Source organism: Agreia bicolorata, assembly GCF_000938265.1.
GTDB lineage: Bacteria > Actinomycetota > Actinomycetes > Actinomycetales > Microbacteriaceae > Agreia > Agreia bicolorata.
This window is the reverse complement of the sequence record NZ_JYFC01000002.1, coordinates 651,590-673,852: the sequence shown is the minus strand read 5'-3', so window position 1 is coordinate 673,852 and position 22,263 is coordinate 651,590. Positions and strand designations below refer to the sequence as shown.

Genomic DNA, 22,263 nt, shown 5'->3' with positions numbered 1-22,263 from the left:
CCGATCGAATTCTCAATTGGACGCCCGAAATCCCTGATAAGGCGCCTATTCTTGCCCCGAAAAGAGCCAAAAACTGCCAGTTTAGGCGTCGAAAAGGCCTGTTTTCGGCTCCTCAGATCGGGTCAGATCCCCGCCGTTACAGGGATCGGAGCCTCTCGGACCCCGAAAAACGAACCCCCCAGACCTGCGCGCGCAGCGAGCAGCAGAACGCGAAGCGGTCGGCGTTGAAGGCCGGGGGGGGATGGCTCCTGATGCTCCGGGGTTCGACGGCGGTGTGAGCTCGTACCTTTCGGCGAATCCTCAAAAGCGGCGGTAGGTCGTACTGTGCCCAGAAGTGGGGGGGAACGATTGAAGTCGTCGCGTCAGTAGGCTGATGACGCGACTTGGTCGCACAGACTCTCCGTAGCTCAGCTGGACAGAGCGCCTTGGTTCGCACCTTGGAGGTCGCAGGTTCGAATCCTGTCGGGGTTTGGGAGGTCTGGGAGTGTTGTGCTCCCAGACCTTTCCCTTTTCTCCGTCCCCTTAGAGCTACGGTGCTGGCATGAGCTATTCGATTGAGCAGTTGCGGGCCCGAACTGATGAGGAACTGATCGCCGAGCACGACGGGCACGCGGTGCACACTGTCGTGGGCACGGCGTACTACATGGACGAGCTCGAGCGTCGATCTCGTGAGCGCGCGACTGAGGCGAGCAACAGGCTGGCAGCTGAGACCCAGGAGCTGGCGAAGCGCACGTACTGGCTGACTGTCATGACGACTGGCCTATCTGTTGTCGCGGTGATGGTCGCTGTCGTGGCACTGTTCGTCGGTCGCTGAGCCATCTTCGTCGCTAGGGTGTGAGCCATGACAGGTAACAGGAATGCTCCTGCAAAAGACGAACCCCGCTTCGTTTGTCCGCGATGTGAGGCGTTTGCTGCGCAGACCTGGTTGGAAGTCTTCTACAAGGCGTTCGGCGCCTCGCACCATGTTTACGACACCCAACATTCCATGGGCTTCGACGGCGACTGGACGATGAGCCGGTGCGAATCGTGCAATCAGATGTCCGTGTGGCGAAACGATGTCCTGATGTACCCGTCAGCGAGCCTCATACCGCCACCCGCGAATGACATGCCAGCGAATGCTGCCGTTCTTTACGAGGAAGCGCGGCAGGTGTTGCCGCACAGCCGGCGAGCTGGCGCCGCTCTCGGACGCGCAACCCTGGAACGCCTTCTCCGCACCCTCGACCCCGAAGCCGGCAAGACACAACTCGACGAACGAATCGCGCGTATGGAGTCGCGGGTCAGCTCATCGCTATGGGAATTACTCACGGTCCTACGCCACGTCGGGAACAAGGCCGTCCACGTCGACGACGAGGCCGATGGGCTCGTTGCGATCTACCTCGACGACGGCGGGACCGAGCTGGCCGAGGCGATGTTCGAGGCCATCAACGAGCTAGTGGATGAGCTCGTGACGAAGCCGAAGCGCGTGCGTGGCTTCTTCGAGAAGCTACCGGACGGAGTGCGGGAGAGCGCGCTATCTAAGCTGCCGAGCAACAAGCAGTAGCCCCACTGGGAAGGGGCAGCCCGATTGGACTGCCCCTTGTTGCTCACCGCTCTTGTAAAGCGGTGGTTGCCGGCTCAGGCGAGCAGTGCCTTGAGTTCAGCTTTCAGGCTGCCGTCGGGATCTGAGATTTTTCCGCACTGATTGTGCGGCGAGGAGGCATGTGAAGATCGCCATCACCGGCGGCGCCGGCTTCGTCGGCCGCCATCTCGCCGAACGATTCGCCCCAGACGAGGTCGTTCTCGTCTCGCGCCGAACCGGCACCGACATCACCGATATCGATGCTCTGGCCGCCGCGTTCGCCGGATGCGACGCCGTGGCCCACTGCGCCGGCATCAACCGCGAGATCGGTGATCAGACGTACGACAAAGTGCACATCGAGGGAACCCGCGCGGTCATCGAGGCCGCCAAGCGCGCCGGTGTCGCACGCATCGTGATGCTCAGCTTCCTCCGAGCGCGTGCCGACTGCGGTTCGGCGTATCACGAATCGAAATGGGCGGCCGAAGAGATGATCCGCTCGTGCGGCCTCGATTTCACCGTACTGAAAGCCGGAATGATCTATGGGCACGGCGATCATCTCGTCGACCATCTGAGCCACTCCGTTCAGACGCTGCCGCTCTTCGCTACTGTCGGACTGCGAGAGAAGAGCATCCGCCCGATTCCCGTGAGCGAGATGGTCGACGTGCTCGTCGCATCCATCGAGGGGCGCCTGCCGAACGCGACGGTCGCCGTGACCGGGCACGAGGAGCTGCTGCTGAGCGAGGCAGTGCGACGTGTCGCGCGTCTCGTCGGTCGCCGAGTGCTCATCGTTCCGGCACCCGTCTGGGCGATTCGGGTGATCGCGCAGCTCACGGAGTCGACCATGAAAGTTCCCCTGATCGCGAAGGCCCAGGCGACGATGCTCGCCGAGGGCGTGTCCGTCGCCACTCCCCCGACGCCCGAGCTGCCGCACGATCTCCGCCCTCGGCTCGACTTCTCCGCAGAACAGATCCGCGCGGCGCTGCCGCCTCGTGGAGGCTTCGGGCTCAGCGACCTGCTCATCTCGAAGTAAATCCGAATGCCGTGCTGGCATCATTGTTCGGTGCAGCTCTCCGACTTCTTCGCTCTCGCTTCCGGCCCTGCCCCGCTCGTCACGGGTTCCCCGGGCGTCTTGACGGTGCATGACCTCGGCATTCTGCGCGTTCCATCGGGAACTCTTGGGGCCGCCGACCCCTTCGTCGCCCTCGATCTGCCCCTCACCGTGCAGATTCCGCCGGGTGACTACCCGGTCGCCGTCACGATCGCAGACGTATCGAGCGAGCAAGACGGCTCGCACCTCCGCGAGGCCTACCTGTCGCTGATCCTCTCCGACGCGCCCGCCGCCTCCATCGAGCCTGTGCACGGGCCCGACGGGCCACCTGAAAACGGCTCGTACTTCGGGGTCGCCGTCGACGCGGGAACGGTCGCTTTCTTCGACGCCGCTGCCGTCGAGACGTCGATGCCGGGCGACGGCGACGACTGGTACGACGAGGTGTTCAACACGGGCGAACCCGGGTCGTGGTTCGACATCATGGATGCCGAGACGCCGCTCCGGCCAGGTGCCGCAAACATCGAGATGCCGCTCGCTACGGCGGGTGAGAACGTCGTCCTCGCTCACTCGGGCTGGGGCGACGGCGTCTACCCGGTCGTTCAGACCCTGGATGCCGAGGGTCGCCTCACCGGCGTGCACATCGATCTGCAGGTGGTCACGACTCCGCCGGCGGAGAGCGACGAGGCCCGCCGGTGATCGACGTCATCGTGGTGATCGTGCTCATCGCGGGCGCCGTGGCTGGGTACCGTCTGGGCATCGTGAGATCGCTGCTCGGGCTCGCCGGAGTGATCGCCGGGGGCGTGGCCGCGTACTTCGCCATCCCGCCCGTCGTCGCCTGGATTCCTGAGCCCGAGTGGCGAATCGCCGGCGTGATCGGCACGGCGTTCGTCTTGGTCACCGCTGGATATCTGCTCGGGGCCACGATCGGACGGGCGATCGGTCGAGGCGTCGCGAAGGCGAAACTCCGCTTCGTCGACCGTGCGCTCGGATTCATCGGCAGCGGTGTCGCAGCCGCGCTCGTCGTGGTGACCGTCGCATCCGGTGTCTCGACTCTCGGCGTCGCGCCACTCACCCAGGCCATCGCGTCGTCGTCGATCCTGCGAACCATCGACGGCATCGTTCCCCCTCAGGTCACGAACTTCCTGGCCCAGTTGCGCACCGCCGCGGTCACGGATGGCGCACCGTGGGTCATCGACGCGCTGGGGGCGCCGACAACGGCTCCGTCGATTCCGACGATCAGCACCGACAGCCCCGCCCTCACCGCTGCAGCCCGATCGATCGTGCGCATCACCGGAACGGCATACGAGTGCGGCGTCACCATGTCGGGGAGCGGTTTCGCGGTTGCAACGGACAGAGTCGTCACGAATGCCCACGTGGTGGCGGGAATCTCCGAGCCTGTAGTCGAGGTTCCCGGCCAATCGCCGCGATCGGGTCGCATCGTCTACTTCGACCCTGCGGCGGATCTCGCCGTGATAGCGGTCGATGGTCTACCCGCAGATGCTCTTCCGCTAACAGCTACTCTGCAGCCCGGGAGCCCCGCGGTCGTCGCCGGTTACCCGTTCGGCGGACCCTTCTCGATCGCCGGAGCCGAGGTCATAGCTGCGGGCCCCCTGCAGCTGATCGCCGACGGTGCGGTCGGCACAACGCGAGATGCCTACACGCTGGCCGCAGACATCGAGCCGGGCAACTCAGGCGGTCCGCTCCTCACTGTCGACGGGCAGGTCGCGGGCGTGGTCTTTGCGCGAGCCAGCACCGTTAGCAATGTCGGCTATGCGCTCACGATGCAGGAGCTCTCGCCCGTGGCCGCGCAGGCGTCGGGGTTGACGGCGCCGGTGAGCACCGGAGCGTGCTCGGCCTGATCCGGTCTCCGGCTACTCAGAACACGTCGTAGTCGAGGTTCGCTCTGCCATGACCGCTGTCGATGCGCGCAATGTTCTCGTGCGATTGCGCCTGCTCACGCACCCGCTCGGCAACTCCCTGCGTTTCGGGCTCAGCGTACGAAACGGCCTCATGCTGACTCATTATCTGGCTGCTCGGCCCCAGAACCAGCGCCACCGGGGTCGGCATGCCGTCTGCGTCGAAGCCGGGCACCAGCACCACCTGATTGCGACGATTGCGCGGGACAGTTGCCGAGAAATGCACAAGAGCGTCTGCCACCTCGTCGCTCGTGACGAACGTCCCACCCGCGTAGCTCATCCTTTTCATGTTTCAAGGGTTACGCATTGCGATGCCCTCGACCCGGGCATTGTGGCAACTCTCCTCCTGAGGTAACAGCGCCGCGCTTTGTTCGCTTCAGCGGCGCCCGTACGATGAAGACCCATGTCGCCATCATCTGCTCGAAGTGTCACACGCCAGTTCTTCGACGGCGTCGCGTACCTCGGCCGTGGATTGAAGATGTGGGGAAGCGATCCGCGACTCATGCTCTTCGGGGCTCTGCCCGCCCTCATCGTCGCTGTCGTCTATGCCGCTGTGCTCATCGTGCTGTTCATCAACGCTCCGACACTGGCCGAGTGGGCGACGCCGTTCGCCGACGAGTGGGACGAGGGCTGGCGAACGACGTTGCGCGTGACCGCCGTCATCGCCTTCCTCGCTCTCGGCGCCCTCCTTGTCGTCTACACCTATACGGCCATCACTCTTGCCGTCGGAGACCCGTTCTACGAGAAGATCTGGCGAAGCGTCGAGAACCGGCTGGGCGGCATCCGCAACGAGGTGGAGACGGCGTTCTGGCCGTCTGTCTTGCGTGGCGTCGTCGATGCACTGCGCATCCTGCTCGCCACCGCCCTCCTGGGGATCTGCCTTTTCACCCTGGGATTCATACCCGTCGTGGGCCAGACAGTCGTTCCGGTGCTGGGCGCGGCGATCGCCGGATGGTTCCTCGCCGTGGAGCTGACGGGCAAGGCCTTCGACGCGCGGGGTCGCTCGCTACGTCAGCGACGACAGGCACTGGCCGCCATGAGGCCGACCGCTCTCGGCTTCGGGGTGGCGAGCTATCTCGTGTTCCTTATTCCGCTCGGCGCCGTCTTCGTTATGCCCGCTGCGGTCGCCGGAGGAGCGCTGCTCTCACGTCAGGCGCTCGCAGAAGACGACACGCCTGGCGTCGCCGTTCTATGAGGCGCCGGGCTCGGCGTGTTCGTCGGGCTCCGGAACCGGTCTGAGGCCACCTGTGCTGTTGGCAGCGAGCATCAGATCCTCAATCCAGACGCGGTTGAGCGCCGGCGCCTTGTTGCCGTAGAAGCGGAAGTGGAGGGGAATCGACGGGTGGATCCAGATGGTGCTGCGACCGCTGCCTTCTTCGGTTCCGTGCTCCCACGACAGCATAAATGCCTCATTGCGCCGCAGCTTGGTCGAAATCACCACTTTGAGGTGGGCGAGCAGCCGATCCTCGAACTCGACGTCGGTGTCTCCGGTGCCGTAGATCAGTCTGCCCATGTGAAAAAACGTCCGTTCCTGACAAAAGGCCCACGCGGATCCAATTCCACGTGAGCTCTCCTACCAAGGTAGTCGCTGGAAATGCCTAATTTTCAGGGTTGCCAATTCAGAACCATCTGTGCAATGCGATCCGAGTGCTCGACTATCGCGAGAGGGCGAGCAGTGCGCCTTTCGCGTCGTCGACGGATCTATAGAGACCGCAGAGATAGCCGCAGGCATCCGTGAGTTTTGCGGGGTGGCCAGGCAGGCCCTGTACCATTCCGGCGAATCGTCCGTCTCGACGGGCGAGCCACACCCCGTCGAAGACGAGTTGCCAACGGAGATGCGTCGTGGCACCTTCTGTTGCGACGGAGTCGGAGGCCGTCGGCGCCGACGGCGTGCTGTCGATGACGAGAGACATAAATCCACTCCTTTCAGAGTTGCTTGATGTCTTCAGGCTAGGCGCGGCGATCACCCCCAACAAGGGGTTTACGGAGCCTCCGCCACCCGCTACGGGCGCCGCGTTACGAAGCGGGGCGGTAGCGCACGCCCCAGCTGAGCATCCATGACGCTCCGGGCTCGAGCCAGCGAAGGCCCTCGCCCGTGTTGAACGCATTGGCCGGAGCGGTCATCGGTTCCAGCGCGATGGCCATCCCCGTTCCCGTCTCGAAAGGGAACTGGCGGGGATTGTAAGCCTGAACGTAGGCGAAGTTCGAATCGGTCCACAGTTCGACCCGCTGGCCGTCGGGCGACACGAGGGAGTGAATGTTCTGTCCACCCGTTCCCGTCAACGAGCCGAACGCGTGGTTGAGGTCGACGTCAGCCAGACGTCGACCGGCGCGCAGATCCAGTCCGGCATCCTCGACCTGAACCTCGGCGGTCGGAATGAACGCGTCATCGTATTCGTAGACCGTGTCGGCCGCGATGGTGAGCATCAGGTCTTCGGTCGGGATCGATCCGATGACGAAGTACGGGTGCGCACCGACCGCCACCGGCGCCGGCGCATCTGACTCATTGGTGATGGCGTGCGTCACGGTGAGTCCTGCTTCGCTGAGCTCGTAGCTCACGGACGTGTCGAGGAGGAACGGATAGCCGTGTTGAGGGAAGACGCGGGCGTTCAGCGTCAGAAAGCCCTCCCCCTCTTCGGCGACCGTGTAAGCCGTGTTGCGCAGCAGACCATGAGTGGCGTTTCCGGTCGAGGGTTCGGTGATGTCGAGCTGCTGTGTGACGCCGTCGAGCACCCAAGCGCCCTGGGCGATGCGATTGGGCCAGGGCACGAGAACCATGCCCTGCCCCATGGGTGGCAACGACTGCTCGGGGTACTCCCGAACGATCTCGACGCCGCCCAGCACAAGGCCGCGAAGGCCCGCCGCCAACTCGGTGATGGTTGCTCGGGAATCGCCGAATTCCACGGAAAACTGGGTGCCTGTCGCTGCTCTCACGACACAAGCCTACGGTGTCGCCCGACCCCGGGCATCCGGATGCCGAGGGCCGGGCGACATGCCGGGTCAGGCGGCGGGCGCCGGCCCGTCGGTGGGTTCAGGGTCGGTCGGGAACGACTCTTCGATCTCCTCGAGAACGGCGTCCACTTTCTCGTCGACCGTCTTCTTGCCCGGATCGTGAGGCTTGGGATGTTCGTGCGTCATGCGTTCCTCCTTCTTTGGTGGGGTCGTGCTCTCGCGCCTCGACTACGGCGTCGCGGCGTCGACCACGTTCTGTACCAGCAGAGCCCGAGTCATGGGCCCCACGCCACCGGGAACCGGCGACAGGAAGCCGGCGACATCCGCCACACCGGGATCGACGTCGCCCTTCAACCTGGCCTTGCCGGTCTCGGCGTCGACGACCCGGCTGATGCCCACGTCGAGCACGGCTGCACCGGGCTTGATCCATTCGGCCTTGATGAGACCGGGAACTCCGACCGCCGCGACCACGACGTCGGCGCGACGCACCTCGGCTTCGAGATCACGCGTGCGTGAGTGCGTGAGCGTCACGGTTGCGTCGATGCCCTTGCGGGTGAGCAGCAGCCCCAGAGGCCGGCCGACAGTGAGTCCGCGGCCGACGATCACCACGTGCTGACCGCTCAGCGGAATGTCATAGCGACGCAGAATCTCCACGATTCCCGCGGGCGTGCACGGAAGCGGGGCGGGGCGGCCGGAGCTCGACGCGGGATCGACCGTGAGCACCAGACGCCCGAGGTTCGTCGGGTGCAGGCCATCGGCGTCCTTCGCCGGATCGATGAGCTCGAGCATGGCGTTCTCGTCGATGCCGTTCGGCAGGGGAAGCTGCACGATGTAGCCCGTAACGCGAGGATCGGCGTTCAGCGCCACGATGGCGTCTCGTACGTCTTGCTCGCTCGCCGTGGCCGGCAGATCGACTCGGATCGACTCGATGCCGACCTCGGCGCAGTCGCGGTGCTTGCCCGCAACGTACGAACGGGATGCGGGGTCGTCGCCGACCAGAAGCGTTCCGAGGCCCGGGTGGATACCCTGCTTCTTCAGTTCAACGACACGCTCGGCGAGCTCCGCCTTGATCGCCGACGCCGTGGCGACGCCGTCGAGGACGACGGCCGTCACTGAACGAGTCCCGGGTAGAGGGGGAACGCCTGGGCCAGCGCGGAGACGCGGGTGCGCAGGCCAGCCGTGTCGGCACCGGGCTTGAGCGCGGCGGCGATGATGTCGGCAACCTCGGTGAACTCGACGTCTCCGAATCCACGGGTCGCAAGTGCGGGCGTTCCGATGCGCAGCCCGGAGGTCACCATCGGGGGGCGAGGATCGAACGGCACGGAGTTGCGGTTGACCGTGATGCCCACCTCGTGCAGCACGTCTTCGGCCTGCTGCCCGTCGAGGGGCGAGTTTCGCAGATCGGCGAGCACGAGGTGCACCTCGGTTCCACCCGTAAGAACGTCGAGACCGCCGGCGCGCGAGTCTTCGGCAGTGAGCCGCTCGGCGAGAATGCGCGCGCCGTTGATCGTGCGCTGCTGGCGGTCACGGAACTCGGGCTCGGCAGCCAGCTTGAACGCGGTCGCCTTGGCCGCGATGACGTGCATCAGCGGCCCGCCCTGCTGTCCGGGGAAGACGTTCGAGTTGAGCTTCTTGGCCAACTCTGTATCGCGGCTGACGATGAAGCCAGAGCGGGGGCCGCCGATGGTCTTGTGCACGGTCGACGACACGACATCGGCGAAGGGCACGGGCGACGGGTGAAGGCCCGCAGCGACCAGCCCGGCGAAGTGCGCCATGTCGACCCACAGCTTGGCGCCCACCTCGTCGGCGATGGCCCGGAACGCCGCGAAGTCGAGGTGACGGGGGTACGCCGACCATCCCGCGATGATGACCTGAGGGCGGTGCTCGAGGGCCTTGTCGCGCACCACGTTCATGTCGACGAGGAACGTCTCGGGGTCAACTCCGTACGAGACCGCGTTGTAGAGCTTGCCGGAGAAGTTGAGCTTCATGCCGTGGGTGAGGTGCCCACCGTGGCTCAGCTCGAGTCCGAGGATGGTGTCACCCGGAGTGGCGATCGCGGAGAGAACGGCCGCGTTGGCCGTGGCGCCGGAGTGCGGCTGCACGTTGGCGTACTCGGCGCCGAAGAGGCTCTTCGCCCGAGCGATGGCCAGTTCTTCCGCGATGTCGACGAATTCGCAGCCGCCGTAGTAGCGGCGCCCCGGGTACCCCTCCGCGTACTTGTTCGTGAGAACCGATCCCTGCGACTGCAGCACGGCACGCGGAACGAAGTTTTCGCTGGCGATCATCTCGAGCGTGTCGCGCTGGCGACCGAGTTCTTTCTCGAGAACGGCGTAGATCTCAGGATCGACTGTTTCGAGGGGCTCGTTGAATGAGGAAGACGTGTGATCAGGCAAGGCTGGCTCCTAAAAAATGACAGAAACGGAAAGATGCCGCCGCGCGAACGACGGGGTGAAGCAGTATCCGGATCGACCCAGGCGCGCGGCCGAATTCGTGTCAGTCGCTTCCCGATGGTGACCATCTGAACGCCAGTTGCGACAGAAAGAAGCCTACAACAGCCATCCACTAAGATTTCTGGTACAAGTGGCGTCATAGACGTCGCCCTCGCGTGTCTTTAACGCGTGAGGGGGGAATGGGGACCCCTGCAGTATTCGTCCTATTCCCCTTGAAAAAAGGAGTGTGCGCCTGATGGCCGCCCACCTCGATCCGCATTCCCGGTCGCTCGGCGACGCATCAGACATGGAGCTGGTCGAGTACACCCGCGAAGGCAACTCGGCCGCGTTCGGCGAGTTGTGGGTCCGTCACTCCCGCGCCGGCCGCGCCGTGGCTCGAAGTCACCGCTTCGATGCCGACGATCTCCTCTCCGAGGCATTCGCCCGAGTGTTCCAGGCCATCTCGGCGGGTGGGGGCCCAACCGCGGCATTCCGCCCCTATCTGTTCACCACGATCCGGAACGTGTCGATGCAGTGGGCCAGGGCCAAGAACGCCGACGCCAGTGAAGATCTCGATCTCATCGCCGATCCGTCGACAGAAGAAGACGCATCGCTCGCCGCACTCGACAAGAGTCTCACCGTGAACGCGTTCCGCAGCCTGCCCACTCGCTGGCAGGAAACCCTCTGGTACAGCGAGGTCGAGCAGCTCACCTCGGCGGAGATCGCCCCTCTCCTCGGCATGAAGGCCAATGCCGTTTCCGCGCTGGCATATCGCGCGCGCGAAGGCCTAAGACAAGCCTGGATCCAGGCCCACCTCCAGCGCACGACCGACCCCGAATGCGCCGTGGCCATCGAGCGTCTCGGTTCATTCACCCGCGGCACTCTCGGCGCGCGAGAATCGAAGCGCGTACGCGAGCACCTCAGCGGCTGCACATCATGCTCGATCGTCGCCGACGAGGCCCGCCAGGTCGGATCGCGCCTCGCCCTCGTCCTTCTTCCCCTGGCTGCCGGCGTGTCAGGGGCAGCCGGATTCCTGTCCTGGACCCAGGCGGGCAGCGGGGCAGCGGGCGGCATGGCTGCCGCTGCTGAACTTCCCAGAAACGTCGTCGGAGGATCGTCAAACGCTGTCGCGCCGAACAGCGGCACATCCTCGTCGTCCTCGTCCTCCGGTGGCGGCACGGCACTCGGCGCCGCCGTCGTCGTCGGTGGCGTCGTCGGCGCGCTGGCACTGGCGGCCACGGTCGTCGCTGCTGTGACCCTCGGTCCCGGGCTGTGGAACGCACCCGCGAGCACAACCGCCACCTCGAGCGACGCGTCGTCCGACGACGACTCCGCCACGGTAGCCGCTCCCCCCGCGGTCAAGCCTCAGCAGACCACGGCACCGGCACCGGCACCAGCACCAGCACCAGCACCAGCACCGACGACAGAGCCGACATCCCCTCCAGAGCAACCGCAGCCTCCGGCCACACCCACTAAACCGACACCGCCCACGGAACCAGCCGAACCCGAGAAAACGCCCGTTCCAACGTCCCCGCCGGTCGAGCCGTCCCAGCCGCCGGTCGAACCAACGACCCCACCGGTCGACCCGCAGGATCCCCTTGCTCCGACCGTTACGAGCTTTGTTCAGAACGACGATCTACTGACATTCCCGCAGTATTCGGGCACGGCAGAACCGGGTGCCACCGTCGACATCGTCGACTCTGCGAATAATGTGCTCGCATCCACCGTCGCTGGCACAACAGGGTCGTGGACCATAAACGACTTCGGCTCCTCGATCACGGGAGCACCCGAGGGCAGGGATGCATACGTTCGACAGACCACGACCGGCGGTGCGGTCTCAGACTCCGCCATGACCCACCATCTGACCGTGCTCAACGGTCCTTCTATCGACGATCCCGCGCCGAACGGTCAGGGCATTCCCCTGGGCCAGCCCTACGACCTGACGGTCACCGGGGCAGACGGCAAGAGCTTTCAGAGGCTGAGGGACATCGACGGCGAAATCGTGGTGCGCCCAGACATCCACGTGCTCGGAGAAATCGGCAACCCGGCCGGATCGTGGACCGGATCGTTCACGGCTGACCAATCCGGTGAGACACGGGTCGGAATGCGCTACTTCGACCCCAACACCTCTCGGTTCGGCATCACAACGTGGATCACGTACAACGTTCTATGATCGCGCGTTTGCTGCCCTGAGTCTCAGGGAACGAGCCGAGTCAGCCGCGAGCGCGGCGCGAGTAGAGCTCCCCCGCCACAAGAAGAACACCAGCCAGCCCGAGCGTGATGAGATACGCCACGGGCAACGACGTCAGTCCGAAGCCGTCGAGCAGGGCTGCTCCGACGAGTGCTCCCCCGCCGATGCCGATGTTGAACGACGTCGAATAGAACGCGCTGGCGGTGTCACGGATGTCGACCGATGCGATGTGCAAGAGTCGGGCGCCGAGCAGCGGCGGCAGGGTTCCGAAGACGAGTCCCCACAGCACGAAGGCGGGGATCGCAATCACGGGGTTCGCCGCGAACACCGCCATGACGGTAACAGAGACGGCAGTAACGGCGACCCCGATGACAACGCCGAGAGTGGGGCGACGACCGAACACGGTGCCGGCGAGCAGAAGTCCTCCCGCGCCGGCCAGACCGAAGATCGCGAGCAGCAGACCCACCTGGCTCGATTCGACACCGAGTTCGCCGGTGAGATAAGGGGCGATGAAGGTGTAGAAGGAGTAGTGGCCGATCATGATGACGGCGGCCAGCAGGCACAGCAGGGCCACGGCGGGAACCGTCGCATCCAGCTTGCGACGGCCCGACGGATGCCGTTCAGGCAGCGCGTCAGACTTGGCCGGGCGCGTGACCCGGGGCAGCAGCCAGAGCATCAGCGCGGCTCCGATGATGCAGAGAACAGCGATCGCTCCGAAGGCGCTGCGCCATCCGATCGCCTGGCCGAGAACGGTGCCGAGAGGAACACCGAGTACGAACGCGAGCGTGCCTCCGCCGGTGGTGATGGCGACAGCCCGCCCGAGCTGCTCTTTGGGTACTAGATATCCCGAGTACGCGCCCATAACGGCCCAGAAGAGTCCGTGCGCCATTCCTCCCACGATGCGGGCGCCCACGAGAATCTCGAAGGTCGGCGCGATCGCGGTGACCGCGCTCGACAGCGAGACCACGATGAGAACGAGCACGATGAGGCGGTGCCGAGACACGTTTCGGGTGAGGCGCGACAGCGGGATGCTCGTGAGCACGACCGCGAACGCGAAGACAGATACGAGAAGGCCGATCTGCGACTCGCCCACCCCGAGTTCTTTGCTCATCTCGGGCAGAAGGCCTGTCGGCAGCATCTCGGCTGTCACTGAGAGGAAGACGGCGGAGGCGAGCACGAGAAGCCCGCCCCAGGGAAACGGTCGCCCGGGGGCACCTGAGGGGACGACGGCAATAGGAGAGGTGAACGGCTGAGTCACTGCGGTTGAACGAACCAAACTAACGAAAGAAGGCGAACAGAGGCGGCGTCACGCCAGCCTGACGAGGGCGGCATCGGAAAGGATCGGACGATGCCGCACGACGGGCACCAGGCCTCAGGAACCGATGACGACGTCGTGCATGCCCGGGGCCGAACGAGATCCGTCGGCCACCCGCTAGTGTATCGGGAGGCAGAATCGTATGGAAGAGGCGAGAACGTTGACGAGTTCCCATTGGGTGTTGACCTTCGTCTGTGCCGACCTCCCCGGCATCGTGCACGCGGTGAGCGGAGCGGTCGTGACATCGGGTGGCAACATCACCGAGAGCCAGCAGTTCTCGAGTGCTGACACGGGCCGGTTCTTCATGCGCCTGCAGGTCGAGTCCGACTCCGATCGTGCCGTCTTCGAAGATGCCCTCGCTCCTGTGATCGAGCGCTACGACATGGACTGGCAGCTCGATGTCGTCGGTCGCCCGCTGCGCACCCTCGTTCTCGGATCGACGGCTGCGCACTGCCTCAACGATCTGCTGTTCCGCCAGCGCGCGGGCCAGCTCGCCGTCGACATTCCGCTCGTGTTGAGCAATCACTCCGTTCTCGCCGAGCTCGCCGGGTTCTACGGCGTCGCGTTCGAATCGATGCCGGTCACGGATGCCGAGGGCAAGGCCGCGTTCGAGCGTCGGGTTCTCGAGGTGGTCGAGCAGCACGACGTCGAACTCGTCGTCTTGGCGCGGTACATGCAGATCCTCTCTCCAGAACTCTGCGCCGCTCTCGCCGGCCGGGCCATCAACATCCATCATTCTTTTCTGCCCGGATTCAAGGGCGCGAATCCCTACAAGCAGGCTCACGCGCGCGGCGTGAAGCTGATCGGCGCGACGGCGCACTTCGTGACGAGCGACCTCGACGAGGGTCCGATCATCGAGCAGAACGTCGTGCGGGTCGATCACTCACGAACCGCCGCAGAACTCGTGTCGATCGGTCAAGACGAAGAGAGCCGAACTCTGACGCAGGCGGTCAAGTGGTTCTCTGAGCACAGGGTGCTGCAAGACGGCGCCCGCACGATCATTTTCCGCTGACGCGATCGGTACGCTGGGAACCGTGAATCAACAGATGGAGTCTGCCGTCGACAGAATTGGCGCCAACGAGGTGATCCGGTTCGTTCTCGAACTGTTCGCATTCGTGAGCCTCGGTATCTGGGGGTTCCTTGCGTGGCCCGGGCCTTGGCTCAACGTGATCCTGGGCATCGCCACCCCCATCTTCGCCATCCTCGTCTGGGCCCTGTTCCGCTCGCCTCGCGCCGTCGTGCGGCTCGACGCGTTCGGCAAAGCCCTCATCGAGATCCTCATCATGGGGTCGGCGGCCATCTCTTGGCTTGCTCTTGGGCAGCCGATCGTCGCGGCTGTCTTCGGCGTGGTGGCGGCCGTAAGCGGCGTGCTCTACGGACGCAAAGAATTCAGCTGATGCTGCTGCACGGCGCTCGTAAGCTCGACGCCGATGGAATCGTCGACGACTTCTGGGTGTTGTTCGTCGGCGACACGATCGCGACGACGGGCACCGGAGACAGTTGGCAAGCGCTTGCTCCCTCGGTCGCCGATAGCGCGAGGGTCGACGCACGCGGCCGCTGGCTGACTCCCGGATTCATCGATCTTCACGAGCACGGAGGAGGCGGGGCCTCGTTCGACGACGGCGCGGCGTCCATCGGCACGGCTCTCGCAGTGCATCGTGCGCACGGAACGACCCGGTCGGTGCTGAGCCTCGTCGCGAACCCCCTCGATCGTCTGGCCGACAGCCTCAGGGGCATCGCAGACCTTGCCTCGCGCGACCCGCTCATCCTCGGGTCTCATCTCGAAGGCCCATTTCTCTCTCCACTGCACCGCGGCGCCCATGACCCTCACCATCTGGTGGCGCCCGAGGCGGAGTCCGTCGGGGCGCTGCTGCAGGCATCCGGCGGCACACTGAGGCAGATCACGATCGCGCCCGAACTGCCGGGCGCAATCGACGCCATCGACCGGTTCGTGGCCGCGGGGGTCGTCGTGGCGGTCGGGCACACGGATGCGGGACTCGACGTCACCAAGAGGGCCTTCGAACACGGCGCCACGGTGCTGACCCACGCGTTCAACGCCATGCGGCCCATCCACCACCGGGCTCCCGGCCCGGTCATCGCGGCATTCGAAGACCCGCGGGTCGCCCTCGAGCTCATCCTCGACGGCGTGCATGTCCATGCCGAAGTCGTGCGGCTCGCATTTCTGGCTGCGCCTCATCGCGTCATTCTCGTCACCGACGCCATGGCCGCGGCGGGATCCCCCGATGGCCAATACCGGCTCGGCTCACTCGATGTGACCGTGTCGCACGGCGAGGCGATGCTGAGCGGCACCGATACTCTCGCCGGATCGACCCTCACGCAAGACGCTGCTCTTGCCAACGCAATCGAACTCGCACAGATCGATCCCGTTCTCGCCGTTCGGGCGGTCACCGCCAGCCCGGCCCGTGCCCTCGGTCTCGACGAGCGGCTGGGCTATCTGCGTCCCGGATATGCGGCCGACGCGGTGCTGCTCGACGAGCAGTGGCGATCCACCGAGGTGTTCGCGAACGGCCTGCGCCTGGTGTGACGGCGGTTACCCGGCCATCGCGTCCTCGTCTGACCGCCACAACAAAATCGGCGCCGTGCCTCCCTCAGTGGGGAGGCGCGACGCCGATTCGTTCTGCGAGTGAACGCTATGCCAGACGGGCCGCGAGGTTCTTGTCGAGCGTGTCGAGGAACTCCTCCGTGGTCTCCCACTTCTGCTCCGGTCCCACGAGCAGCGCGAGGTCTTTCGTCATGTGGCCGGCCTCGACGCTCTTGATGACCACGTCTTCGAGGGTCTCGGCGAACTCGGCCAGGGCCGGGTTGTCGTCGAGCTTCGCTCGGTGCGACAGGCCACGGGTCCACGCGTAGATCGAGGCGATCGGGTTGGTCGACGTGGGCTTGCCCTGCTGGTGCATGCGGTAGTGACGCGTCACGGTTCCATGAGCCGCCTCCGCTTCGACGACCGATCCGTCGGGCACGCTGAGCACGCTGGTCATGAGGCCGAGCGAGCCGAAGCCCTGGGCTACAGTGTCCGACTGCACGTCTCCGTCGTAGTTCTTGCAGGCCCAGACGTAACCGCCCTCCCACTTCATGGCCGAGGCGACCATGTCGTCGATGAGACGGTGCTCGTAGGTGAGGCCCGCGGCCTCGAACTTCTCTTTGAACTCGGCCTCGAAGATCTCCTCGAAGATGTCCTTGAAACGACCGTCGTAGGCCTTGAGGATGGTGTTCTTCGTCGACAGGTAGACCGGGTAGTTGCGGCTGAGGCCGTAGTTGAGGCTGGAGCGTGCGAAGTCGCGGATCGACGCGTCCTGGTTGTACTGAACCTGCGCGATGCCGTCGTCGGGTGCATCGTAGACGTCGAACTTCATCGGCTCGGAGCCGTCCTCCGGGGTGAACTCGACCGTGAGCTTGCCCTTGCCCTTGAACACGAAGTCCGTGGCGCGGTACTGGTCGCCGAACGCGTGACGGCCAATGATGATCGGCTTGTTCCATCCGGGCACCAGGCGCGGGATGTTCGAAATGATGATCGGCTCGCGGAAGATGACGCCGCCCAGGATGTTGCGGATCGTGCCGTTCGGCGACTTCCACATCTTCTTGAGGCCGAATTCTTCGACGCGGGCCTCATCCGGCGTGATCGTCGCGCACTTCACACCGACGCCGTGCTTCTGGATGGCGTGGGCCGCGTCGATGGTGACCTGGTCGTCGGTCGCGTCACGGTTCTCGATGCCGAGGTCGTAGTACTCGAGGTTGATATCGAGATAGGGATGGATCAGGGTGTCTTTGATCGCCTGCCAGATGATTCGTGTCATCTCGTCTCCGTCGAGTTCGACGACGGTTCCTTCAACCTTGATCTTGGACAACGGCCACTCCTTCACGTGTTTTCGGACTGTTCCACAGCTTAGCCGCTCGCAGATATATCTCTACGTCGAGATATATGTCTCTCGCAGAGATGAAGGTGGCGGGCGCCTTCGAGGCGGACTAGCCTTGCCCCATGGGTGAATTGAGACTGGTTGAGCTGTCGGCGAGCAACATCGTGGCGGCGAATTCGCTCACGCTGAAGCCCGGCCAGGAACAGTATGTGGCGCCCGTTTCGCACTCCATCGCCGAGGCGTACGTCAACCCGATCACTGCCTGGCCCCGTGTCGTGCTCGACGGCGACGACGTGGTGGGCTTCATCCAGGGCAACTTCGATCCCGACAGCGATCACGAAGAATTCAAGGGCTGCATCTGGAGCATCAACGTGGCGGCGACGGCCCAGGGCCGAGGAGTGGGCCGCTTCGCGGTTCTCTCGCTCGCCGAGGAGGCACGCTCCCGCGGCTACGACCGCATCACCGTGATGTTCGAGCCGGGCGAAGACGGCCCGGAGGCCTTCTTCTACCGTCTCGGCTTCTCCAGCATCGGAGAGACGCAGTACGGCGAGACCATCGCCGCACTCTCCCTCTGATCTCTGACTCTCCCGCTGTGGGCACGACTGGCTCTTCGCCGCACGAGTTCGCCCTCGACGTGCTCGATCTGGTCGATTCCATTCCGCCCGGCCAGGTTCTGACATACGGCGAGGTCGCGTCGATGCTGGGCTCACGCGCCTCGCGACGTGTAGGCGCCGTGCTCAGGGAGTCCGGTGGCGAGCATCCGTGGTGGCGCGTGCTTCGATCCGGCGGACATCCGCCGACAGGCCATGAAGCCAGTGCCCGTGAGCACTACCTGGCAGAGGCGACCCCTCTCGTACGTACGTCGACAGGCTGCGGCTATCGCGTCGACTACGCTGTAGCACGGTGGATTCCATCTGAACCATCGACCAACAGTCCTGTCAGCCAACAGAAGGAGCAGCAGTGAAGCGTCGTCTGCTTGTTGCCGCCCCCGTCCTCGCCATGACCGCGCTCCTCAGTGGATGCACGCTGGCGAATGCGATCAATCCGCCCATCGAGAGCGCCATCTACGCGACGCAGCCCGAGGCATCCGGCGCGACCGGCAACGTCGCGCTGCCCGACTTCGTGCAGGCCGACGCCACCACGATTCGTATCAAGACCGACACCGCGGACAACACCAAGATCCTGGGATACAGCATCCCGGCTCCCCTCGCCGCTCCGATCGGCTCGGATTGTGCCAGCGCCAGCACCCCTGCCCTCGACGACACCTGGTGGGTCGAATCCATTCCGACCGACGCCGCCATCACCTGTTCAGGCGATTGGCACATCTACGTCGTCGGGCAGAACATCTTCGCCTGGACTCCGTAGCCCTCGCTCACGCCAGCGACTCACGCCACGAGGCGTGGAGTGTAGCGAAACGTCCCGTTCCGGCGATGAGATCGGCCGGAGTTCCGTCTTCGACGATCCGCCCGTGCTCCATGACCAGAACGCGATCGGCGATTGCAACGGTCGAGAGGCGGTGCGCGATGATGATCGCCGTGCGATCAGCCAGCAGCGTCTGCAGCGCATCCTGCACGAGGCGCTCGCTCGGGATGTCGAGCGATGCCGTCGCCTCGTCGAGGATGAGGACGGCCGGGTCGGCCAGGAACGCTCTCGCGAACGAGATCAACTGCCGCTGACCGGCCGAGACACGCCCTCCCCGCTTGTTCACATCGGTTTCATAGCCATTCGGCAGACCCTCGATGAACCCGTCGGCACCGACTGCTCTGGCCGCCGCCTTGATCTCGTCGAATGAGGCCTCGGGTTTGCCGATGGCGATGTTGTCCGCGACCGTTCCGGAGAACAGATAAGCCTCCTGTGTCACCATAACGATCGCTCGGCGCAGATCCTTCGGATGCAGCGCGCGCAGGTCGACGCCGTCGAGCGACACCTCGCCCGTGGTCGGGTCGTAGAACCGCGACACCAGCTTCGCCAGCGTCGACTTGCCGGCACCGGTGGACCCGACGAGGGCGATGGTCTGACCCGCAGGAATATCGAGATCGAAGGTCGGCAGGATGACGCGATCGCCGGAATAGGCGAACTCCACATCCGAGAACCGCACATGGCCCTTCGACGTCCAGAGGTCGATCGGGGTCGTCGGATCGGGAACACTGGGGCGCTCCTCGAGAACGCCTGAGATCTTCTCGAGGGCGGCCGCCGCCGACTGATAGGAGTTGTAGAACATCGCCATGTCCTCCATCGGATCGAAGAACCGACGGGTGTAGAGCACCACGGCGAGCAGCGCTCCCACCGCCAGCTGACCCTCGAAGACACGCAGGCCGCCCACGAGCAGCACGACGGCAACCGTCACATTGCCGATGAGAACGAGCCCTGGGTTGTAGATTCCGAAGAGGCGGATGACCCTGGCGTTCACCTGACGATATTCCTCGACCAGTTCGCCGAAGACGTGCTCGTTTTGCGGCTCGGTACGGAACGCCTTGACCGCTCGGATGCCCGTCATCGTCTCAACGAACTTGACGATGACGTTCGCCGAGGCTGTGCGTGTTTGACGGAAAACCCGCTGCGATCGAAGCTGGAACCATCGCGTGAGGATCGCGAGTGGAACGAGAGACACGGCAAGGACCGCTGCGCTGAGGGGATCGACCAGAAGCAGGGCTACGCCGACAAAGACCATGTACAACACGCCCTGAACCAGGTTGTTGATTCCCGAATCGAGCAGTTCGCGGATTGAATCGAGATCGCTCGTCTGACGCGAGATGATGCGACCCGAGGTGTAGCTCTCGTGGAACTCGAGACTGAGGCGCTGGGTCTGGAGAAAGACCCGGCGTCGCAGGTCGAGCAGCACGGCCTGGCTGATGCGAGCGGAGAGAACAGTGAACCAGGCGACCAGAGCGGCGCCGATCACGCCGGTGGCGAGGTATGCCGCTCCCGCGAGCGCCAGCGGCATCCAGTCGTTCTTCATCAGGGCCGGCAGGCCGCTGTCGATGCCGAACGCGATCAGGGCGGGACCGGCCACCTGCGCAGCCGTCGACACGATGATCACGACGATGCCCAGAATCAGGCGGGCGCGGAGTGGCGCGAGCAGAGAGCCCAAAAGATGGATGCTGCGGGCGCGGATCTGACGGCTCTCGGCACGCGAAAAGTCATCGCGCTCCTCACCGCTGGTGCCGGTGACGCTGGACTGGCTCATGAGGGGTTCTCCGTGTGTGCAGGCTGGGCCTGCGTCTGGTTGTCGAGGCTCGAAATCACGAAACGGTAGTGCTCATTGCTCGCGATGAGTTCGCTGTGGGTGCCCACAGCGGTGATGCGCCCGTCTTGCATCAGGGCAACCCTGTCGGCGAGCGACACCGTCGAGGGTCGGTGGGCGACGATCAGCGCCGTGGTCGACGCGAGCACGCGGCGGAGGGCCGCCTCGACCAGCTGCTCAGTCGTCACGTCGAGAGCCGACAGCGGATCGTCGAGCACGAGGACCGACGGCCGCGCGGCCACCGCACGGGCGAGAGCGAGACGCTGGCGCTGGCCTCCTGAGAGACTCAGCCCCTCCTCACCGACGCGGGTGTCGAGCCCATTCGGCAGGTCGAAGACGAACTGGGCCTGCGCGATGTCGAGCGCCTCTTCGAGATCGGCATCGGTCGCATCCGGCCTGCCGAGCAGCACGTTCTCGCGAACCGTCGCCGAGAAGAGCGTCGCATCTTCGAACGCCATAGCGATGTGCGCTCGCAGCTCGTCGAGCGCAAGATCGCGCACGTCGATGCCGTCAAGCGTGACCGAACCGCCAGTGACGTCGTAGAGACGCGTCGGCAGAGCGGTGAGCGTGGTCTTGCCCGATCCGGTGAGCCCAACGAGCGCCATCGTCTCCCCCGGCTCGATCAGGAGATCGATTCCGTCGAGCAGATCGGGAAAGCGGCTCGGCGAATCCTGGTAGCGGAAGTGCGCGTCGGCGAAGACCAACCGCCCCTCGGGCTTGGCGATCGTTTTCGGTGACACCGGGTCGACGATCGTATTTGTCTCGTCCATGACCTCGAAGAAGCGGTTGGTCGCGGTCTTCGCGTCGATCGTCATGGCGAGGAAGTAGCCCATCGACTGGATGGGGAAGAGCAGCACCGTGCCGGTCGCGAAGAACGCCACCAACTCGCCCACGCTCGACTGGCCGGACTGAGCCAGCCACACACCGACGACGAGGGCCACCGCGAAGGCGACATCGGGAACGAGAAGAAGCCACAGCCAGATGCCGGCCACAGCGCGCGCCTTCTCTAGCTCGGTGCCCTGCAGCTCTTCAGCCTGCGTCTCGAACCGCTTGAGCGCGTGCGAGCCGCGCCCGAAGGCTTTGAGAACCCGGATGCCGTGAACGCTCTCCTCGACGGCCGTCGCCAGGTCTCCCTGCTGATCCTGTCCGCGGCGAGCAGCCAGGGAATAGCGCTTCTCGAACGCGTAGCCGTAGATGAGCACGGGAACCGATGCGACGACGAAGATCAACCCCAGGATCCAGTTGAGAGAGACCAGAATGACGAACCCGATCACGAGGGTCAGCGAGTTCACGATCAGGATCACGAAGCCGAAGGCCATCCACCGACGAATCAGATTGAGGTCGCCGATGGCGCGCGACAGCAGCTGGCCGCTCGGCCACCGGTCATGGAAGGCGACGGGGAGGCGCTGCAACTGGCGGTAGAGGCTGTTGCGCATGTGCGCCTCGACATGGGTTCCCGGTGTCAGCACCAGCCAGCGGCGCAGGGCGATCAATCCGGCCTCTGCGATGCCCAAGGCAAGCACCAGTCCGGCCGAGAACCAGACGAGCGAGACGTCGGTACCCGTGAGCGGTCCGTCGATCAGCCACTGCATCACCTGCGGAATCGCCAGCGCCACGAGGCTCGCCAGAAGAGACGCCACGATCGCCACGTAGATGCGCGGCATCGCCGGCTTCGCGTAGCGGTACAGCCGTCCGAGGGAGGCCAGAGTGGACGGGGGCGGGGGCGTTGACACGA

At 64.9% G+C, this 22,263-nt stretch carries 24 protein-coding genes, 1 tRNA gene and 1 riboswitch; of the genes, 14 read left to right on the top strand and 11 right to left on the bottom strand.

Annotation, left to right across the window (positions count from 1 at the left end):
- Positions 1–393: 393 nt before the first annotated feature.
- From TZ00_RS06670 to TZ00_RS06645, 6 genes are all read left to right on the top strand, one after another.
- Positions 394–472 (top strand) — tRNA-Ala (locus TZ00_RS06670).
- Positions 473–541: 69 nt separating this feature from the next.
- Complete coding sequence (locus TZ00_RS06665; protein ID WP_044440123.1) at positions 542–814, top strand: hypothetical protein; 273 nt, start codon at positions 542–544, stop codon at positions 812–814.
- 111 nt (positions 815–925) lie between these two features.
- The gene (locus tag TZ00_RS06660; protein WP_161793738.1) at positions 926–1,540 is read left to right on the top strand and encodes a DUF4145 domain-containing protein; all 615 of its coding nucleotides are present in this window, start codon (positions 926–928) and stop codon (positions 1,538–1,540) included.
- A gap of 160 nt (positions 1,541–1,700) precedes the next feature.
- Complete coding sequence (locus TZ00_RS06655) at positions 1,701–2,588, top strand: NAD-dependent epimerase/dehydratase family protein (protein ID WP_044440121.1); 888 nt, start codon at positions 1,701–1,703, stop codon at positions 2,586–2,588.
- A gap of 30 nt (positions 2,589–2,618) precedes the next feature.
- Entirely contained in the window at positions 2,619–3,302 is a 684-nt protein-coding gene (locus TZ00_RS18735) for a DUF4241 domain-containing protein (protein WP_052521353.1), read from the top strand.
- Complete coding sequence (locus tag TZ00_RS06645) at positions 3,299–4,465, top strand: MarP family serine protease (RefSeq protein WP_052521352.1); 1,167 nt, start codon at positions 3,299–3,301, stop codon at positions 4,463–4,465. Before TZ00_RS18735 ends, TZ00_RS06645 begins: the two co-directional genes overlap by 4 nt.
- Positions 4,466–4,481: 16 nt before the next feature.
- Here the strand turns inward: TZ00_RS06645 and TZ00_RS06640 are convergent, their stop codons facing one another.
- A complete protein-coding gene (locus TZ00_RS06640; RefSeq protein WP_139368637.1) occupies positions 4,482–4,811 on the bottom strand; it encodes a hypothetical protein in 330 nt (109 codons plus the stop codon).
- Positions 4,812–4,925: 114 nt separating this feature from the next.
- On the opposite strand from TZ00_RS06640, the gene TZ00_RS06635 reads away from it, so the two are divergent.
- Positions 4,926–5,717, top strand: coding sequence for an EI24 domain-containing protein (locus TZ00_RS06635; protein ID WP_044440118.1), 792 nt, complete (start codon positions 4,926–4,928; stop codon positions 5,715–5,717).
- Here the strand turns inward: TZ00_RS06635 and TZ00_RS06630 are convergent.
- The 6 genes from TZ00_RS06630 to glyA all read right to left on the bottom strand — a co-directional run bounded on the left by TZ00_RS06630 (position 5,712) and on the right by glyA (position 9,867).
- A complete protein-coding gene (locus tag TZ00_RS06630) occupies positions 5,712–6,035 on the bottom strand; it encodes a DUF7882 family protein (RefSeq protein WP_044440116.1) in 324 nt (107 codons plus the stop codon). The two genes, TZ00_RS06635 and TZ00_RS06630, sit on opposite strands and share 6 nt — an antisense overlap.
- Before the next feature lie 142 nt (positions 6,036–6,177).
- On the bottom strand, positions 6,178–6,435 hold the full coding sequence (locus TZ00_RS06625) for a hypothetical protein (protein WP_044440114.1): 258 nt from the start codon (positions 6,433–6,435) through the stop codon (positions 6,178–6,180).
- Positions 6,436–6,538: 103 nt separating this feature from the next.
- Complete coding sequence (locus TZ00_RS06620; RefSeq protein ID WP_044440112.1) at positions 6,539–7,456, bottom strand: aldose 1-epimerase family protein; 918 nt, start codon at positions 7,454–7,456, stop codon at positions 6,539–6,541.
- 66 nt (positions 7,457–7,522) lie between these two features.
- On the bottom strand, positions 7,523–7,660 hold the full coding sequence (locus TZ00_RS19930; RefSeq protein WP_161793737.1) for a hypothetical protein: 138 nt from the start codon (positions 7,658–7,660) through the stop codon (positions 7,523–7,525).
- A 42-nt stretch (positions 7,661–7,702) separates the two neighbouring features.
- On the bottom strand, positions 7,703–8,587 hold the full coding sequence (locus tag TZ00_RS06615) for a bifunctional methylenetetrahydrofolate dehydrogenase/methenyltetrahydrofolate cyclohydrolase (protein ID WP_044440110.1): 885 nt from the start codon (positions 8,585–8,587) through the stop codon (positions 7,703–7,705).
- The gene (gene glyA, locus TZ00_RS06610; protein ID WP_044440108.1) at positions 8,584–9,867 is read right to left on the bottom strand and encodes a serine hydroxymethyltransferase; all 1,284 of its coding nucleotides are present in this window, start codon (positions 9,865–9,867) and stop codon (positions 8,584–8,586) included. Before glyA ends, TZ00_RS06615 begins: the two co-directional genes overlap by 4 nt.
- Before the next feature lie 68 nt (positions 9,868–9,935).
- Positions 9,936–10,017, bottom strand: a riboswitch (ZMP/ZTP riboswitch).
- Between the two features lie 142 nt (positions 10,018–10,159).
- On the opposite strand from glyA, the gene TZ00_RS18730 reads away from it, so the two are divergent.
- Positions 10,160–12,076, top strand: a complete 1,917-nt coding sequence (locus TZ00_RS18730) for a sigma-70 family RNA polymerase sigma factor (RefSeq protein WP_052521351.1) — start codon at positions 10,160–10,162, stop codon at positions 12,074–12,076.
- A gap of 40 nt (positions 12,077–12,116) precedes the next feature.
- Here the strand turns inward: TZ00_RS18730 and TZ00_RS06595 are convergent, their stop codons facing one another.
- On the bottom strand, positions 12,117–13,352 hold the full coding sequence (locus TZ00_RS06595) for an MFS transporter (protein WP_044440107.1): 1,236 nt from the start codon (positions 13,350–13,352) through the stop codon (positions 12,117–12,119).
- A gap of 199 nt (positions 13,353–13,551) precedes the next feature.
- Here TZ00_RS06595 and purU point away from each other — a divergent pair, with 199 nt between their 5' ends.
- From purU to nagA, 3 genes are read left to right on the top strand one after another with little or no spacing between them, the layout of a single operon-like run.
- Positions 13,552–14,421 carry a formyltetrahydrofolate deformylase gene (gene purU / locus TZ00_RS06590; RefSeq protein WP_044440105.1) on the top strand — a complete coding sequence of 290 codons (870 nt, stop codon included), beginning with the start codon at positions 13,552–13,554 and terminating at the stop codon, positions 14,419–14,421.
- Positions 14,422–14,443: 22 nt separating this feature from the next.
- Entirely contained in the window at positions 14,444–14,806 is a 363-nt protein-coding gene (locus tag TZ00_RS06585; RefSeq protein ID WP_238579600.1) for a YrdB family protein, read from the top strand.
- Positions 14,806–15,954, top strand: a complete 1,149-nt coding sequence (nagA, locus tag TZ00_RS06580) for an N-acetylglucosamine-6-phosphate deacetylase (protein ID WP_044440102.1) — start codon at positions 14,806–14,808, stop codon at positions 15,952–15,954. Before TZ00_RS06585 ends, nagA begins: the two co-directional genes overlap by 1 nt.
- 106 nt (positions 15,955–16,060) lie before the next feature.
- On the opposite strand, the gene TZ00_RS06575 is transcribed toward nagA, so the two are convergent.
- On the bottom strand, positions 16,061–17,275 hold the full coding sequence (locus TZ00_RS06575) for an NADP-dependent isocitrate dehydrogenase (RefSeq protein WP_044440457.1): 1,215 nt from the start codon (positions 17,273–17,275) through the stop codon (positions 16,061–16,063).
- 131 nt (positions 17,276–17,406) lie between these two features.
- Between TZ00_RS06575 and TZ00_RS06570 the strand changes: the two genes are divergently transcribed.
- From TZ00_RS06570 to TZ00_RS06560, 3 genes are read left to right on the top strand one after another with little or no spacing between them, the layout of a single operon-like run.
- On the top strand, positions 17,407–17,859 hold the full coding sequence (locus TZ00_RS06570; RefSeq protein WP_044440101.1) for a GNAT family N-acetyltransferase: 453 nt from the start codon (positions 17,407–17,409) through the stop codon (positions 17,857–17,859).
- 17 nt (positions 17,860–17,876) lie between these two features.
- The gene (locus TZ00_RS06565) at positions 17,877–18,248 is read left to right on the top strand and encodes an MGMT family protein (RefSeq protein WP_044440100.1); all 372 of its coding nucleotides are present in this window, start codon (positions 17,877–17,879) and stop codon (positions 18,246–18,248) included.
- Positions 18,245–18,649 (top strand): hypothetical protein, encoded by a 405-nt coding sequence (locus TZ00_RS06560; protein WP_044440099.1) that lies wholly within the window; start codon positions 18,245–18,247, stop codon positions 18,647–18,649. Before TZ00_RS06565 ends, TZ00_RS06560 begins: the two co-directional genes overlap by 4 nt.
- A 7-nt stretch (positions 18,650–18,656) precedes the next feature.
- Here the strand turns inward: TZ00_RS06560 and TZ00_RS06555 are convergent, their stop codons facing one another.
- Positions 18,657–20,471, bottom strand: coding sequence for an ABC transporter ATP-binding protein (locus TZ00_RS06555; RefSeq protein ID WP_044440098.1), 1,815 nt, complete (start codon positions 20,469–20,471; stop codon positions 18,657–18,659).
- Entirely contained in the window at positions 20,468–22,192 is a 1,725-nt protein-coding gene (locus TZ00_RS06550) for an ABC transporter ATP-binding protein (RefSeq protein ID WP_084605943.1), read from the bottom strand. The genes TZ00_RS06555 and TZ00_RS06550 overlap by 4 nt, the downstream gene beginning before the upstream one ends.
- Positions 22,193–22,263: the final 71 nt, after the last annotated feature.